Source organism: Sulfitobacter sp. F26169L, from assembly GCF_026410285.1.
GTDB lineage: Bacteria > Pseudomonadota > Alphaproteobacteria > Rhodobacterales > Rhodobacteraceae > Sulfitobacter.
On sequence record NZ_JAPMLP010000001.1, the window covers coordinates 568411 to 584106 of the forward strand.

Genomic DNA, 15696 nt, shown 5'->3' on the forward strand with positions numbered 1-15696 from the left:
ATGCCCAAGTAACCTACCCATACAGGAAGCGGTCCAAATGTTGCCTCGATGAGGGACAGGCGCCGCTTTGCCAAGATAAGGAATAGAGCATGCAAGAGCCTCTGAACGCGAGTTATCCGGTACTGCCATTGCGCGATATCGTCGTATTTCCCCACATGATCGTGCCTCTTTTTGTAGGGCGCGACAAATCGGTGCGCGCGCTGGAAGAAGTAATGGCCGACGACAAGCAAATCCTGCTGTCCAGCCAGATCGACCCCGGTGTCGACGACCCCGACAGCGACGGCATTTTCAAAGCCGGTGTGCTGGCGAATGTGCTGCAATTGCTGAAGCTGCCCGATGGCACCGTGAAAGTGCTTGTTGAGGGTCAGGCGCGTGTGCGCATCACCGAATACCTTGAAAACGACAACTTCTTCGAAGCCCGTGCAGAGTATCTGACAGAGATACCTGGCGATGCGGCGACAACCGAGGCGCTGTTGCGCTCTGTCGGTGAGGAATTTGCGCGCTATGCCAAGGTGAAAAAGAACGTCCCCGAAGAAGCGTTGAGCGCTGTGGGTGAAGCCACCGATCCCGCGCGCCTTGCCGATCTGGTTGCGGGGCATCTGGGTATCGAGGTCGAGCAAAAGCAGGACCTGCTCGAAACGCTGAGCGTGTCTGACCGCCTTGAAAAGGTTTATGGGCTGATGCAGGGCGAAATGTCTGTGTTGCAGGTCGAGAAAAAGATCAAGACCCGCGTGAAAACCCAGATGGAGAAGACCCAGCGCGAGTATTATCTGAACGAACAGATGAAAGCGATCCAGAACGAACTGGGCGACGGCGAAGACGGTAAGAACGAGGTTGCCGAACTGGAAGAGCGGGTCGCAAAGACGAAGCTGTCCAAAGAGGCGCGCGAAAAAGCCGATGCAGAGATCAAAAAGCTCAAAAACATGAGCCCGATGTCTGCGGAGGCAACCGTTGTGCGCAACTATCTCGACTGGATGCTGTCCATCCCGTGGGGCGTGAAGTCGCGCGTGAAAAAGGATCTCGGTAAGGCTGAGGCGATCCTTGATGCGGATCACTATGGCTTGGAGAAGGTCAAGGAACGGATTGTGGAATATCTGGCCGTTCAGCAACGCTCAACCAAGATGAAAGGCCCGATTATGTGTCTGGTCGGCCCACCGGGTGTGGGTAAAACATCGCTTGGTAAATCTGTGGCCAAAGCAACGGGGCGCGAATTTATCCGCATCAGCCTCGGTGGCGTGCGCGACGAGAGTGAAATCCGTGGTCACCGCCGCACCTATATCGGCTCCATGCCCGGCAAGATCATTCAGGCGCTGAAAAAGGCGAAAACCACAAACCCGCTCATCCTGCTCGACGAGATCGACAAGATGGGGCAGGATTTCCGTGGTGATCCGGCTTCCGCGATGCTTGAAGTGCTTGATCCGGAACAGAACTCCACATTTGTGGATCACTACATGGAGGTTGAATACGACCTTTCGAACGTGATGTTCCTGACTACGTCCAACAGCTATAACATGCCGGGGCCGTTGCTGGACCGGATGGAGATTATTCCGCTGTCGGGCTACACCGAGGACGAAAAGCGCGAGATTGCCAAGCAACATCTGGTGCAAAAGCAGATCAAGAACCACGGCTTGAAAGCCAAAGAATTCTCGATCGAGGATTCTGCGCTGACAGGCATGATCCGCTATTACACCCGCGAAGCAGGGGTGCGGAATCTTGAGCGTGAAATCGCCAAGGTTGCGCGCAAAGCGCTGACCAAGATCATCCGCAAGGAGGTCGAAACTGTCACAGTGACGGGCGATAACCTTCATGAATTCCTGGGCGTGCAAAAGCATCGCTATGGTCTGGCCGAAGAAGAAAACCAGATTGGTGTTGTGACTGGGCTTGCCTATACTTCTGTCGGCGGAGAGCTGTTGCACATCGAAGCGCTGCGCCTGCCGGGCAAGGGGCGGATGAAGACCACGGGTAAACTCGGCGATGTTATGAAAGAAAGCATCGATGCGGCCAGTTCTTATGTACGCTCGATCAGCCCGAGCCTTGGTGTCAAGCCGCCGGTGTTCGACACGATCGACATCCACGTGCACGTCCCCGACGGGGCAACCCCGAAGGACGGGCCAAGTGCCGGTCTGGCAATGGTCACCTCGATTGTATCGGTTCTGACGAAGATCCCTGTTCGCAAGGACATCGCGATGACCGGCGAGGTATCGCTGCGCGGTAATGCAATGCCTATCGGCGGTTTGAAGGAAAAACTGTTGGCGGCGCTGCGTGGCGGCATCAAGACCGTGCTGATTCCGCAGGAGAACGAAAAAGACATGGCCGAAATCCCTGACAATGTGAAAGAGGGGCTGACGATCATTCCTGTTAAACACGTCTCCGAAGTGTTGAAGCACGCGCTGGTATCCGAACCGGTTGCAGTTGAATGGGACGAAGCCGCCGAAGAAGCCGCAGCAGCCGCGGCGTTGGCAGCCAAATCAGGTCAAGGTGACAGCGCTACAGCGCATTGATCACCCGACATTCTGAAACAGAAAGCCCCGCAATTGACTGCGGGGCTTTTTGCATTTCAAAGGCCCTCACCCTGGCAGGGGCGGGGCCGGATCGTTATTAGGATCAGTCTGTGAGGATTGGCAATGCCATCAGCAGTGCCAGAAGCGCGACTGTGACAGTTCCGCTGCTGGAGCTTGATGCTTCCTGAACGATCACCGGCGCTTCGATAATCGGATCCGCCAGCGAACCGGCGGATACAGCAGTGGTGAAGGCAGCCAAGGCCAGCAAAGTTGTAATGATCTTCATGTTATACCCCAGTTAGTGTTGAGCGCTCTGTTTCCCTCTAAATGTTGCGCACGTCAAGGTGGCTGGATTTTTGCGTAGGAACGATATAACGTGAAAAGAAAAAACAAACCTTGAGTGAAAGAGCAGGAAAATCCATGCCACGTTCGTCCAAATCGACGTCAAAATCGTCTTCGTCAAAATCATCGACCTCGAAACTGAATTCGCAAGCGCCACAGGCCGCTGCGGTAACAGGTATCGACACCTCAAGCACTCCAAAGGGGGCACCGGTGCAACCTGCTGTTGTTGATACCCTTTCTCCCGTTGTCGTCAGCAACGAGCTGCGCAAGAAAGAGCTGTTTGATCTGGTGGTTGAGCGTTCCGGCATGAAGAAAAAGGACGTGAAGCCCGTTGTCGAAGCCATGCTTGCCGTGTTGGGGGATGCACTGGCCGAGCAGCGCGAGATGAACTTGCAGCCCTTGGGCAAGATGAAAGTCCAACGCGGTAAAGAATTGGCTGACGGGCGCGCATTGGTTCTGAAGCTGCGCCAGAAATCAGCAAAGTTGAATGCAACGCCGGATACTCCCGAGTCGAATCCATCGATTCTGCCCGCTGCCGAATAATGCACGGCAGCTACGGTTTCCCTGATTGACAGATCCCATCACTGCCGGAGCGGCTTGTCCGGTGGTGGTGTGATCGGGTTGTCAGGCGCGCGCCAATTGCCAGACCACTCTTATTTCCCCATCAGATAGAGGCTCTCACGTGCCGAATTACCCCGAGCTATACGTGCTGCGCCACGGTGAAACAGAGTGGAACGCGCAAGGGCGTATGCAGGGCGGGCTGAATTCTCCGCTGACAGAGGTGGGCCGCCAGCAGGCGATCCGGCAGGGGCAGATCATGCAGTCGAAGTCGCTTGCAGAATTTGTGATTCTCAGCAGTCCGCAGGGCCGCGCGTTTGAAACCGCAGCAATTGCCCTGGCGGGGCAGGTGGCGGAGCTGCATACTGATGAGCGCCTGCGCGAAATCGGGGTGGGCGACTGGGCCGGAGAATTGCGCAGCGATCTATTGATCGGCAAACCATATATCGACGGACCGGACGGTGCGCTGGAGCTTTACGAGGATGCACCAAGGGGCGAGGGATTCGCCGCGCTGGAGCAACGCTGTATGGGTTTTCTGGACAGTCTTACCGGCCCCGCCGTATTGGTGACGCATGGAATTACATCGCGGATGATCCGCGCAATCGTGACAGGTAAAGGGCGCGCAGGCGTTGCAAATATGGGGGGTGGACAGGGTGTTGTGTACCACTTGAAAAATTCTCTGCAAAAACGTCTCGAATGAGGCTTGCCATAGCTGAAATCTTTGACTAAACCGCCGCTATCGGGTCGTTAGCTCAGTTGGTAGAGCGCTTCGTTTACACCGAAGATGTCGGGAGTTCGAGCCTCTCACGACCCACCATTCTCCCTTATCGGGAGAAGATACATATCCTCCGAACCGGAGGCACTCTATCGCGCGGTTGTAGCTCAGCTGGTTAGAGTATCGGCCTGTCACGCCGAGGGTCGCGGGTTCGAGCCCCGTCAACCGCGCCACTTTCACAACACTTCTCAAACCTTCTATTATCGTTGCCCGCACAGGGCTATTTCCTGCCGATTGCAAGACATAACTTGAACAGGCGCGGCGATGGTCTATCCTTAGATTAGTGAGAAGGAGGCAAATTATGCCGGAACTTATCCGTTTCTATATCAAAAATTGCATCATCGGCTTTGGACTCGCTGCTGTGTTTACAGGGGCGATTATGTGGTTCAACGTGGCCAACCTGTGGCATCTTATCAGCACATCAGACATCGGCATACTGGCCGTGATTGTGTTCTGGGTGCTGAACGGGATCGTATTTGCCGGTGTGCAGTTCGCCGTGGCAATTATGTTGATGGCGGATCCTGAGGACAAAGACGAAGGACCACGCAAGGGACTGGGTGTGCCGGTGCGTATCCCCGCGGAAGCCACAAGCGGCGCAGCGCGCGACAACCTGTTCAAATAGCCGCTGCAAAGAAATGTCGTCACAAGCAAACTAACCTCTTGACCCGTTGGGGTGGTTGCAATATCCCGCACAGACACCTCGGCGGCATACGCTGGCGGGGATGCAGTGGGCGGTTGTAGCTCAGTTGGTTAGAGTATCGGCCTGTCACGCCGAGGGTCGCGGGTTCGAGTCCCGTCAACCGCGCCACCGCTGCTTTCAAAAGGCTCCCTTTAGGGGGCCTTTTTGCATTTCAGGGCATGAAACCAAACCCGGCTTCGATCTGCGGATCAAGCTGGCTGTGCATCCACTCGATGTCAGCGGGGTCCCATGTGTCTGGGGCAGGAGCGCGGTCTGCTACGGCGGCGGTCCAGCGGTTGCCCATTCGGCGGCCAACAGGGGTATAGCCCTGCGCCGTGAACGACAGGCCGAAAGTAGCGGCAAGATCGTCGAGAAACGCCTCGGGCGCTGCATTGAACGCATCAAGCGAGACATACACCACGGACGCCCCCCGTTCAGGCAAGCCTAGTAGAGCACGGTGTTTCAGATTGCGCATGGCAAAGATGTTTTCAAACCGTGCGCCTGTTACCGGATGGCGGTCCCACTGCAATTCTTCGCCAAGCGGATGAAGGCGCGGCGCGATCCCGTCGAAATGGCCCAGCTTGTCCACATAGGAATGCCACGGGCTGCGCAGAAAGTCCTGAAATCCGAGCGATTGCATAGAAGGGGCGGCATGCCACGGACGTTTGTAGAGCGAGTGGGCCCATTTCTGCGGCGCGCGCACAGCACAGATGGTGAGAAACGTTGGCGGCAGGGCGATCATGGCGGGGACACCGTGTTTCCATCCCAACGCTTCTGTGCGTTTGATCTGAAGGGCGTCCTGCACTGTCTTGCGGATGATGTTGGTGCCGCAGCCGCGCTCGCCCAGTACCTGAAACCTGTCGAACGGCCCATCGGTCGATTTATGAAAATGCCAGCCTGTTTTTGCCATATCAGCAGACAAAACCCCCAAGAAATCGCTAAAACCTGAGGGGTCGGGGGCGTGGACCATTGTCATCTTGCGTCTCTCGCGGCTAACTGCATGTGCACTCCGCAGTGTGATGAATTTGGCGGGGAAAGAAAAGAAGGAAGAGGCATGCAGACAGTTGCCGCGGTAACAATGGTGCGCGACGACGCATTTTTTCTGAAGGCGTGGTTAAGGCATTATGGCGATCTGTTTGGCCGTCAAAATTGTTATGTGATCAACCACGGCTACGGTGCGGAAGTGGCCGAACTGGCGGTTGGGTGCAACATCATCGGCATCCCCGGTGATCCGCACAAGAATTTCGATGTGAAACGCTGGGGTTTGCTCAACAATCTTGTGGGCGGCCTGCGTAAATATTACCGTCACGTAATTGTGGGCGATGTGGATGAACTGGTTGTCGTTGATCCTGCCAGTGGCAAGAACCTGTTGCAATACCTTGAAGATGCACCGGAAAAACGCATTCTGACCCCGCTGGGGCTGGAGGTGATCCACCGTGTCGACATTGAACCCGAGGAGATCACGGATCACATCATCGGGCCGCGCCGCTATGTGCGCCCTGCGCCGCATTACTCCAAACCCTGCGTTGTGTCCGCACCGGCCAAAATTGCACGCGGCGGGCATTTTACACAATATCCCAAATTGCACACGCCGGATGATCTATATCTGTTTCATCTGAAGTTCTGCGATTTCTCGCAATATGCTGGTGCGATGGATCGGCGTAATTCGATAACGCAGAGTATGGGTGACGATATCAAGGGCACGTCGATCGGGCGCCATTGGTTCGGGGCCGCGCGCGGTGAGGATCGCGAAGTATTCGAGGCGTTTTCAGACCTGAAGCTTGAGGACGGCTTTGATCTGGGCTTTATGCGCAAGCGGATGCAGCGATCATTCAAACCACGCGGCGATACCGGATTTTACGAATTCAACCGCCCCGCCTTTGATACACAGTATCAGTTGCCGGAACGGTTTATCGGTGTGATCTAGGCGGCAGGGCAGGCAACAGATGGCCAGACCTGTCGCTCTATTCAATCGCGTTTTTCGGCCACCAGCGCCTGCATTTGGTCCAGCGGCAGATAACCGCGCAGCAATTCGTCCTGCATAACAAAGGTAGGCGTGCCGGAAATGGCCAGTTTGCCCGCCAGTTCGCGCGTTTGCGCGATTTCAGCGGTGACTTCATCGCTGTCCATCCGCGCTTCTATCGCGTCCATATCCAGCCCAAAGGTATTGCCCAGCCTGCGCAGGGATTGCAGGGTGATATCGCCCTGAAAGCTCATAAGCGCATCGCCTACGGATTTATAGCTGTCGCCGCCTGCAACCTGTTTCACAGCCACCGCAAAGCGTGAGGCCAGCACGGAGGCATCGCCCAGGATGGGCAGTTCTTTTACGATCAGTTTGATGTCGCCGTCGGTTTCCAACAATTCGGCCACTTCGCCATGCGCGCGCTTGCAATAGCCGCAGCGGTAATCAAGGAATTCAACCAGCACGATATCACCCTCGGGGTTGCCACCAACCCAAGAATATCCGTCGTCAAAGATCGCACCCGCGTGTTGCGTGACCAGATCGATATCGGCCTGCGCCTGATTTTGCGCTTCGCGGTTTTGCAGGATTTCAACCGCCTGCATAATCACTTCGGGATTTTCAAACAGATAGGCGCGTACTTCCGCGCGAAACAGGGCGCGCTCCTCGTCGGTCATCTCTTTGAGATCGGCAGCAGAGGTGCCGGTGGCGAGGGCACCCAGCAGCGCAGTGGTGGCAAGAAGGCGTTTCATAGTTGGCTCACTTTCGTTTTGCAGCACGTTGGGACGCAATCAACACATCTTGGGCCCGCTGCCAAGGGCCGGAGCCCTGTGCCAGCAGACCAGATGCGCGTTGGGCATGAATTCCGGCATCTTTCAGCCGTCCGGCCAGCGCATAACGTTCGGCGGTGATCAGGGTGGCCATGCCGGTCTGTCCGGTTTTGGCATAGGCGGTCGCCAGATCACGCAGCATGGACCCGTCGCGGAAATCCTGCCGCCGCGATTTTTCCAACACGCCAAGCGTGGTTTTTATCTGGCCGCTGGCCAGCAGCGCGCGACCATACCCCGACAGAACCAGCGGATCATTGGGTGCGCGTTTGACAGCAGCGGCATAGGTTTGTGCGGCGGCCGCAAAATTGCGGGTTTCTAGCAGTATCTGCGCTTTCTGGTCACGCAGGAACGGATCACCCGGACGGGCAGAAATGGCGCGATCAATCGCTGCCAGCGCCTTTTTGGTGCGCGAATTGCGATGCTGCGCCACTGCTTCGCGCAGAGCGCGCACATCTGCATAGGGTTCCGATTTTAGCCGCCGCAAGGTCCAGCTGGGCGCGCGTTTGTACGCTGTGATCTTGCCTTGAAGGCGGGCAAACCAGTATTCAGCCGCAGGATCAGCGGGCAGGGTGCCGTAGCTTGCCACAAACCCCGCCACCGCACGCACGCGATCCCGGCTCAGCGGGTGCGAGCGCATATAGGGGTCCTGGCGGCCCACACTCAGCGTTTCCTGACCGGCAAAAATCTTTAGCGCGTCCAGTAGCCCTTGGGGCGATGCGCCTGCCGCCTTCATGTAGCGAATGCCGGATTGATCGGCCGATGCTTCCTCGGCTCTTGTGTGGCCCAGAAATGCGCGTTTGGCAGAGCTGGATGTGCCGATTGCGATGCCGCCTGCGGCTTTGCTGTTGCCCGATGCCGCCGCTGCCGCCGCCAGCGCAAGGCCAAGCCCCGAAATGGTGCGCGCATTGGCCATATTTCCCAGCCGCCGCGCGATATGTCCGTTTGCGATATGCGCGGCCTCATGGGCGATGATCCCTTGCAGCATGGCCGCGTTTTGCATTTTGGTGATCAGCCCGTAATGCACAAAAATCGCATCATTACTGACAACAAAAGCGTTCAGCGTGCCTTCATCCACCACCAGCACCTTGACGCGGTTGGGGTTCAGCCCTGCCGCGCGCAGCACAGGTGCGGCGATCTGTTTCAGGGCATGTTCCATATCCGCATCGCGCAACAGGTTTGCGGCCTGCACGGGAAGGGCAAGAAGGGCGGCGAGCAGCATCGCAGCTATTGACGGGGCAAGGCGGATCAGGTGAAAGCGCATAAATGCCAGTGTAGGAGTGCAGACATGCGGAATTCAAGCCGGTCCGAGGTTGATCCCTTTATTGTGATGGACGTGATGCAGGCCGCCACCCGCGCCGAAGCGCAGGGCCGCCACATTATCCATATGGAGGTCGGCCAGCCCGGAACAGGTGCGCCAAAGGGCGCAGCCAAGGCGTTGAGCGCGGCAATGGATGCCGGTCCGCTTGGCTATACCGTGGCGCTGGGGCTGCCCGAACTGCGCGCACGTGTCGCACGTATGTATGGCGAGTGGTATAATGTCGATCTGGACCCGAACCGCGTGGTTATCACGTCGGGATCGTCGGGCGGTTTCATCCTTGCCTTTACCGCGTTGTTTGACAGCGGAGATCGTGTCGGCATCGGCGCGCCGGGGTATCCCAGCTATCGCCAGATCCTCGGCGCGCTGGGGATGGTGCCTGTCGATCTGCCCACCGCTGCCGAGAACCGCTATCAGCCTGTGCCGCAAGATTTTGCAGGCATGGACTTGCAGGGGCTTATGGTTGCCTCCCCGTCCAACCCGACAGGGACGATGCTGGACAAACCCGCGATGTCCGCGCTGATCGGTGCATGTCACGATACCGGCGCATCCTTTATCTCGGACGAGATTTATCACGGGGTCGAGTATGAGAAAAAGGCGGTTACCGCGCTGGAGGTTACAGACGAGTGCTACGTGATCAACAGCTTCTCGAAATACTTCTCCATGACCGGCTGGCGGGTCGGCTGGATGGTGGTGCCGGACGATCAGGTGCGGGTGGTGGAGCGGATCGCGCAGAATATGTTCATCTGCGCGCCCCACGCCAGTCAGGTGGCCGCACTGGCCGCGATGGACTGCACGGTCGAGCTTGAGGCGAATATGGATGTGTACCGCGCCAACCGCGCGCTGATGCTGGATGGCTTGCCGAAAGCAGGGTTCAACCGGATCGCACCGCCGGACGGGGCATTTTACGTTTATGCCGACGTAAGCGAAATCACCAACGACAGTCGCGCGCTTGCCGCTGAAATTCTGGACAAGGCAGGCGTTGCCGTCACGCCGGGGCTGGATTTCGATCCGGCACGTGGGCACACAACGCTGCGGTTTTCCTATGCGCGCAGCACTGCGGACATCCGCGAGGGGCTGGAGCGGCTGGCGGCGTTTATGGCGGCGCGCTGAACCGCTGGACCGGGGGCGGTTTTGAGTGGTATGCATCGCCCAAAGCGCCGCATGATTAAACCGTGGCCGGAGCAGTGATGAAACGATTTTTATTTAGCCTTGTCTGCGCGTTACACCTCACGTCTCATGTGGCGGCGCAGGATTTGACCGCACTGGCCCGTGTTGATCCCGCTGCCAGCCGGATTGAAGACGGCTGGTGGGGGCGCACCGAAATCGTGCTTGCCCTCAGTCAGGGGGTGCCGTTCCGCGTGTTCACGCTGGACGCGCCCGCGCGACTTGTGGTCGATTTTCGCGAAGTCGATTTCAGCACCGCGCGCGCCGCCGATCTGTTGGGCGAGGAGGGCAGCCGTATTTCCGGCTTGCGTTTCGGCGCGTTTCAACCCGGCTGGTCGCGACTGGTCGCTGACATGGCAGAGCCGATGTTGCCGCAGCAAATCGGGATGCCTGTCGATCCGAACTCGGGGCGCGCTACGCTGGAAATTTCATTGAAAACCGTAGGCGCCGAGGAATTCGCGGAACAATCAGGTGCGCCCGAAGACCCAAACTGGACGCCTGCGTTTCTGAAAGCTCCCGCGCCAAAGCGCAAGGCGGATGACCGCTTTACTGTGGTGCTTGACCCCGGCCATGGAGGTATCGACCCCGGCGCCGAGCGTGAAGATACCACGGAAAAACAATTGATGCTGGGCTTTGCCCGCACTCTTGCCGATGCGTTGCGCCGTTCCGGTGTCGATGTGGTGCTGACGCGCGACGACGATTACTTTGTCGCGCTGGAAACACGCGTTGCAATCGCCCATCAGGTTGAGGGTGATCTGTTCATCTCGCTGCATGCGGATGTTCTCAGTCAAGGCGGCGCAAAAGGGGCGACCGTCTATACCCTGTCAGACGCTGCCAGTGACGCCGCGACCGAGCATTTGGCCGCGCGCCATGACCGTTCCGACATTATTGCGGGGGCTGACCTGACCGGATCGGATGATCAGGTCGCGCAGGTGTTGCTTGATCTGGCCCGACAGGAAACGGAACCGCGTTCGCGCGCACTTGCGAAGATGCTGGCGCAAGGAATGGCCAAGGCAGGTGGCCCGATGAACCGCAAACCGCTGCGGGAAGCGGGTTTTTCGGTACTTAAATCTGCCGATATCCCCTCGGTTCTGATCGAAATCGGCTTTCTCAGCTCAAAGCGTGATCTGGCAAACATCAGCGATCCGATCTGGCGCAAAGGCATGGCAGAGGGGATTGCGCAGGCGGTGCTGGACTGGCGCGACGAGGATGCGGCGCGCGCAGCGCTTGTGCGGCAATAGCCGGGTTGGGAATGACAGCCTAAGCCCCGAAATTTAGGCGGCGTTTCGCCTTTATTCCCCGCGCTTGCCTTTTGACCATTTGCACCATTGCGCGTATAGGGAAAGCAATTCAAGCAGCCATGTAGGGAGCTGTCGCGCGTGTTTCGGATCATCCTGTCTTTTCTGGGGGGTATTTTTACCACTCTTACCATGTCTGTGGGCATGGTGGCGTTAACGATCGGCGCAATTTTCTGGATGTACGGACGCGATCTGCCCAGCCACGAATCTCTTGCCTCCTACGCGCCGCCGACGATCAGCCGGATCTATTCGGGGCAGGGCCGCCTGATTGATGAATTTGCCAAGGAACGCCGTCTTTTCGCGCCTGCCGATACGATCCCCGATCTGGTCAAACAGGCGTTTATTTCGGCAGAGGACAAGAATTTTTACGAACACGACGGGTATGATCTGCGCGGCATCGGTGCGGCGGCAATTGATGCGGTGAAATCACGCGGCAGGGATGTGCGTGGCGCCTCGACAATCACACAGCAGGTGATGAAGAACTTCCTGTTGTCCGGTGACCGCCGCGCCGAACGCAAGATCAAGGAAATCATTCTTGCTGCGCGCCTCGAAGAAACGCTCGACAAGGAGAAAATCCTCGAACTCTACATGAACGAGATTTTTCTGGGCCAGAACAGCTATGGCGTAGCAGCAGCCAGCCAGACCTATTTTAACAAAACCCTGAGCGAGCTTGCCCCCCACGAAGCCGCGATGCTGGCCAGCCTGCCCAAAGCACCCTCTGATTATCACCCTGTTCGCCGTAAGGATCGTCTGCTGGCGCGCCGCAACTTTGTGCTGCGGGAAATGAAGGAAAACGGCTATATTACCGAAGCGGCCTATGTGCAGGAGCGTGAAATGCCGCTGCGCTCGGTTCAGAACGGAGATTTCGAAAGCTTCAAGGCCGATCTGCCGCCGCGTGACTACTTCACTGATGAAATCCGCCGCCAACTGTCCGAAGATTTTGGCGAGGGCAAGTTTTTTACCGGCGGTCTGACGGTCCGCGCCACCATCGACAACGAAATGCAGCCTATCGCCGCCGATGCTCTGCGCCGCCAGTTGGAACAATATGACCGCAGCCGCGGCGTGTGGCGCCCCACCGGTGAAACGCTGCCCGAAGCCGCCTTGGCAGACGAGGCGACATGGCGTGAAGCGTTGAGCGACATTCGTGTGCCGCGCGACATCACACTGGAAACGCAATGGTTCCCCGCCGTGGTGCTGGAGGTTTCTGAAATGGGTGCGCGACTGGGCATCGAAAGCGTCGAAACAGCCGAAGGCGGCAATTGGGTACCGCCAAAGGATATGTCATGGGCGCGCAGGCGGCTTGAAACCGGCAAGCTGGGCGCGAAAGGCGATCTAGTCAGGGTCGGCGAAGTTGTACTGGTGCGGCGCATGGTGGCAGATGGTGACGGATCATTCATCCGCTGGACATTGCGGCAGGTGCCCGAGGTGCAGGGTGGTTTTGTCGCGATGGACGTCAACACGGGCCGCGTGATCGCGATGCAGGGCGGATTTTCGTATCAGGCTTCGGTCTTCAACCGCGCAACACAGGCCAAACGCCAGCCCGGATCAAGCTTTAAGCCGTTTGTTTTTGCCGCTGCACTGGACAGTGGCTATACTCCTGCGACAATTATTGTCGACGCCCCGATCGAGATCAACACACCACAAGGTGTATGGCGGCCTAAAAACTCGTCCAACCGCTATTATGGTCCGACACCGCTGCGCACAGGGATCGAACAGTCACGCAACCTGATGACAATCCGTCTGGCGCAAGAGGTTGGCATGAACGTGGTCGGCGATTACGCAGAACGGTTCGGCGTCTACGAAAACCTGTCGCCGGTTCTGGCCAACGCACTGGGATCGCAAGAAACCACGCTTTACCAGATGGTTGCTGCTTATGCGATGTTTGCCAACGGGGGCGAACGTGTGACACCCACACTGGTGGACCGGGTGCAGGACCGTTACGGGCGCACGGTGTACAAACATGACAATCGCATTTGCGAAGATTGCAATTTGCCCTCGCTGGCGGCCGGTCAGGGGCCGCGCATTACCTCCAACCGCGAGCGGGTGATGGATGCGGTCACTGCCTATCAGCTTACGTCGATGATGAAAGGTGTTGTGGATCGCGGGACCGCGCGCAAAACTGTCAATCTAAGTGTGCCCACCGCAGGTAAAACAGGCACCACAAACGATGCAAAAGATGTATGGTTCGTCGGCTTCACCTCAAACATCGTGGCGGGCTGCTACATCGGCTATGACCAGCCCCGCAGCTTGGGCCGTGGTGCCTCGGGGGGTGGCATGTGCGGCCCTGTGTTCCAGCGGTTTATGTCCAAGGCCGTAGAAAAATACGGGGGCGGGAAATTCCGCGCGCCGGAAGAGTGTGAATTTATCAAGATCGACCGTTTCACCGGTGCGCGCCTCAGTTCCAATGCGTCGGGCAGCAATGTCGTTTCCGAGTGTTTCCGTGAAGGCGAGTTCATCAACTTCGGCATTACCTTTGATGGTGGTTTCGCCATGGGCGCCGACCTGCCACTGGTAGAAGAAATCGGCGGGAAAAATGCCAGGGAAGTGACCACTTCCACCGGCAAAAAAGCCATCGTAGGTCCAAAAGCCGGGTTCGGCACGCTAAGCTCGGGCGGGTTGTACTAAGCACTGCATGGGCGAAACGCCAGCGGATGCCTTGTGGCGGCTGTGGCGCTGGTCTATCACATGGGCGGCCCTGCGCGAACGCGGGGGCCGCTTTTTCATTTCGGGACAGATTATGCGCGCAGAAGTACAAAGCACCGTTGATAAAATCCGCAAATCACTGGACCTGTTGGGCCAGCGGCTGAACGTCGAAACGGCGCCTTACCGGCTGGAAGAATTCAACGCGCGCGTCGAGGACCCGACCTTGTGGGACGATCCCGCGGCGGCGCAAAAGCTGATGCGCGACCGTCAGGCACTGGTCGATGCGATGGCGACCTACGATGGCATCAAGACAAACCTGCAAGACAATATCGATCTGATCGAGCTGGGCGAGATGGAAGACGACGCCGAAGTCGTGACCGAGGCGGAAACCGCATTGTTTGCACTGGCCAAAACCGCCGCGCAAAAAGAGCTTGAGGCGCTGCTGGACGGTGAGGCGGATGCAAACGACACGTTCATCGAAATCAACTCCGGCGCTGGCGGCACCGAATCTTGCGATTGGGCCAGTATGCTGGCGCGGATGTATATCCGCTGGGCCGAGAAAAAGGGCTACACCGTTGAATTGCAATCCGAAAGCGCCGGAGAAGAGGCGGGGATCAAATCCGCCTCGTACAAGATTAGTGGCCATAACGCCTACGGTTGGTTGAAATCCGAAAGCGGTGTGCACCGTCTGGTGCGTATTTCGCCATTCGATTCAGCAGCCAAACGGCACACGTCGTTTACCTCGGTAAAGGTCTATCCGGTGGTGGATGACAACATCGAAATCGAGGTGAACCCGAGCGACATCCGTATCGATACGTATCGCTCGTCAGGGGCAGGGGGCCAGCACGTAAACACCACCGATTCGGCAGTGCGCATTACTCACGCCCCCACGGGGATTGTTGTGACAAGTTCGGAAAAATCCCAGCACCAAAACCGTGATATTGCTATGAAAGCTCTCAAAAGCCGCCTCTATCAGATGGAGCTTGATAAACGCAGCGCGCTGGTAAACGAAGTGCATGAAAACGCAGGTGACGCTGGCTGGGGCAACCAGATCCGAAGCTATGTTCTCCAGCCTTACCAGATGGTGAAAGACCTGCGCACCGGCTATGAGACATCGGACACCAAAGGTGTGCTGGACGGTGATCTGGACGGCTTGATGGGAGCGACACTGGCGCAAGCCGTATCCGGCAAAAGCCGCGCACAGGCGCAGGGCGAATAAGGGCAGGCTGATAGTCGATGTTTGGCAGAGGATCATCCCCTTACGAATAACACTTACGGAATGTGTATTTCAGACATTGAGAGTTAGATACGGTCGCTCTTAGAGCCGTGCGCGGATGCCGAGAAAGTCGGCAAAGAGCCCAAAGTGCCAGTTGCTCGCGTTGTTAACTAATGACCGCTTCTGCTGGCGTTATCGAACCACCGTCATTGGTCAAACGTCCGTAGCGACAAATGTCAGCAGGGCGACAAACAGTGCGGCAGCCCAGCTGAAAACTACAAACTTGAATAGCGGCCATTTGTTGCAGCCTCAAGTGCTGTTCAAAGCGTGATGTTAGTGTCTTAGGTGGTCACACGGCAAAAGGGCCAAACAAAAATAGGCCACCCGATTGGGTGGCCTATTGGAAAGTAGT

14 protein-coding genes and 3 tRNA genes are annotated in these 15696 nt (G+C 57.4%); 12 read left to right on the top strand and 5 right to left on the bottom strand.

The window, feature by feature from the left end; all coding sequences use genetic code 11:
* The first annotated feature begins 89 nt into the window (after nucleotides 1–89).
* Nucleotides 90–2501, top strand: a complete 2412-nt coding sequence (lon, locus tag OS189_RS02695; protein WP_267165733.1) for an endopeptidase La — start codon at nucleotides 90–92, stop codon at nucleotides 2499–2501.
* A gap of 103 nt (nucleotides 2502–2604) precedes the next feature.
* Here the strand turns inward: lon and OS189_RS02700 are convergent, their stop codons facing one another.
* Together OS189_RS02700 and OS189_RS02705 are read right to left on the bottom strand one after the other, a co-directional pair.
* On the bottom strand, nucleotides 2605–2787 hold the full coding sequence (locus OS189_RS02700; protein ID WP_267165734.1) for a hypothetical protein: 183 nt from the start codon (nucleotides 2785–2787) through the stop codon (nucleotides 2605–2607).
* A 37-nt stretch (nucleotides 2788–2824) separates the two neighbouring features.
* Nucleotides 2825–3028: a hypothetical protein gene (locus OS189_RS02705; RefSeq protein ID WP_267165735.1), complete on the bottom strand. Its 204-nt coding sequence runs from the start codon at nucleotides 3026–3028 to the stop codon at nucleotides 2825–2827.
* Nucleotides 3029–3053: 25 nt separating this feature from the next.
* Between OS189_RS02705 and OS189_RS02710 the strand changes: the two genes are divergently transcribed.
* From OS189_RS02710 to OS189_RS02735, 6 genes are all read left to right on the top strand, one after another.
* A complete protein-coding gene (locus OS189_RS02710) occupies nucleotides 3054–3386 on the top strand; it encodes an HU family DNA-binding protein (protein ID WP_267165736.1) in 333 nt (110 codons plus the stop codon).
* A 139-nt stretch (nucleotides 3387–3525) separates the two neighbouring features.
* Nucleotides 3526–4101, top strand: coding sequence for a histidine phosphatase family protein (locus OS189_RS02715; protein WP_267165737.1), 576 nt, complete (start codon nucleotides 3526–3528; stop codon nucleotides 4099–4101).
* Between the two features lie 41 nt (nucleotides 4102–4142).
* Nucleotides 4143–4218 (top strand) — tRNA-Val (locus tag OS189_RS02720).
* Between the two features lie 54 nt (nucleotides 4219–4272).
* Nucleotides 4273–4349, top strand: a tRNA-Asp gene (locus OS189_RS02725).
* A 128-nt stretch (nucleotides 4350–4477) separates the two neighbouring features.
* Nucleotides 4478–4798, top strand: a complete 321-nt coding sequence (locus OS189_RS02730) for a hypothetical protein (protein ID WP_267165738.1) — start codon at nucleotides 4478–4480, stop codon at nucleotides 4796–4798.
* A 109-nt stretch (nucleotides 4799–4907) separates the two neighbouring features.
* Nucleotides 4908–4984, top strand: a tRNA-Asp gene (locus tag OS189_RS02735).
* A gap of 43 nt (nucleotides 4985–5027) precedes the next feature.
* Here OS189_RS02735 and OS189_RS02740 read toward each other — a convergent pair.
* Nucleotides 5028–5831: a hypothetical protein gene (locus tag OS189_RS02740; RefSeq protein ID WP_267165739.1), complete on the bottom strand. Its 804-nt coding sequence runs from the start codon at nucleotides 5829–5831 to the stop codon at nucleotides 5028–5030.
* A 78-nt stretch (nucleotides 5832–5909) separates the two neighbouring features.
* Here OS189_RS02740 and OS189_RS02745 point away from each other — a divergent pair, with 78 nt between their 5' ends.
* Complete coding sequence (locus OS189_RS02745) at nucleotides 5910–6782, top strand: glycosyltransferase family protein (protein ID WP_267165740.1); 873 nt, start codon at nucleotides 5910–5912, stop codon at nucleotides 6780–6782.
* 41 nt (nucleotides 6783–6823) lie between these two features.
* On the opposite strand, the gene OS189_RS02750 is transcribed toward OS189_RS02745, so the two are convergent.
* Entirely contained in the window at nucleotides 6824–7567 is a 744-nt protein-coding gene (locus tag OS189_RS02750) for a DsbA family protein (RefSeq protein ID WP_267165741.1), read from the bottom strand.
* Between the two features lie 7 nt (nucleotides 7568–7574).
* Nucleotides 7575–8906, bottom strand: a complete 1332-nt coding sequence (locus OS189_RS02755) for a M48 family metalloprotease (RefSeq protein ID WP_267165742.1) — start codon at nucleotides 8904–8906, stop codon at nucleotides 7575–7577.
* A gap of 24 nt (nucleotides 8907–8930) precedes the next feature.
* Between OS189_RS02755 and OS189_RS02760 the strand changes: the two genes are divergently transcribed.
* From OS189_RS02760 to prfB, 4 genes are all read left to right on the top strand, one after another.
* Nucleotides 8931–10073, top strand: a complete 1143-nt coding sequence (locus tag OS189_RS02760; RefSeq protein WP_267165743.1) for a pyridoxal phosphate-dependent aminotransferase — start codon at nucleotides 8931–8933, stop codon at nucleotides 10071–10073.
* Nucleotides 10074–10150: 77 nt separating this feature from the next.
* Entirely contained in the window at nucleotides 10151–11368 is a 1218-nt protein-coding gene (locus OS189_RS02765) for an N-acetylmuramoyl-L-alanine amidase (RefSeq protein WP_267165744.1), read from the top strand.
* Between the two features lie 138 nt (nucleotides 11369–11506).
* Nucleotides 11507–14050 (top strand): penicillin-binding protein 1A, encoded by a 2544-nt coding sequence (locus OS189_RS02770; protein WP_267165745.1) that lies wholly within the window; start codon nucleotides 11507–11509, stop codon nucleotides 14048–14050.
* Nucleotides 14051–14162: 112 nt separating this feature from the next.
* Nucleotides 14163–15287, top strand: a complete 1125-nt coding sequence (prfB, locus tag OS189_RS02775; RefSeq protein ID WP_267166058.1) for a peptide chain release factor 2 — start codon at nucleotides 14163–14165, stop codon at nucleotides 15285–15287.
* Nucleotides 15288–15696: the final 409 nt, after the last annotated feature.

Excerpts from the sequence above, each read along its gene's own strand:
- prfB (WP_267166058.1), top strand. The coding sequence starts at position 14,163 with ATGCGCGCAGAAGTACAAAGCACCGTTGATAAAATCCGCAAATCACTG.
- OS189_RS02750 (WP_267165741.1), bottom strand. The coding sequence starts at position 7,567 with ATGAAACGCCTTCTTGCCACCACTGCGCTGCTGGGTGCCCTCGCCACC.
- OS189_RS02760 (WP_267165743.1), top strand. The coding sequence starts at position 8,931 with ATGCGGAATTCAAGCCGGTCCGAGGTTGATCCCTTTATTGTGATGGAC.
- lon (WP_267165733.1), top strand. The coding sequence starts at position 90 with ATGCAAGAGCCTCTGAACGCGAGTTATCCGGTACTGCCATTGCGCGAT.
- OS189_RS02740 (WP_267165739.1), bottom strand. The coding sequence starts at position 5,831 with ATGACAATGGTCCACGCCCCCGACCCCTCAGGTTTTAGCGATTTCTTG.
- OS189_RS02730 (WP_267165738.1), top strand. The coding sequence starts at position 4,478 with ATGCCGGAACTTATCCGTTTCTATATCAAAAATTGCATCATCGGCTTT.
- OS189_RS02700 (WP_267165734.1), bottom strand. The coding sequence starts at position 2,787 with ATGAAGATCATTACAACTTTGCTGGCCTTGGCTGCCTTCACCACTGCT.
- OS189_RS02745 (WP_267165740.1), top strand. The coding sequence starts at position 5,910 with ATGCAGACAGTTGCCGCGGTAACAATGGTGCGCGACGACGCATTTTTT.
- OS189_RS02755 (WP_267165742.1), bottom strand. The coding sequence starts at position 8,906 with ATGCGCTTTCACCTGATCCGCCTTGCCCCGTCAATAGCTGCGATGCTG.
- OS189_RS02765 (WP_267165744.1), top strand. The coding sequence starts at position 10,151 with ATGAAACGATTTTTATTTAGCCTTGTCTGCGCGTTACACCTCACGTCT.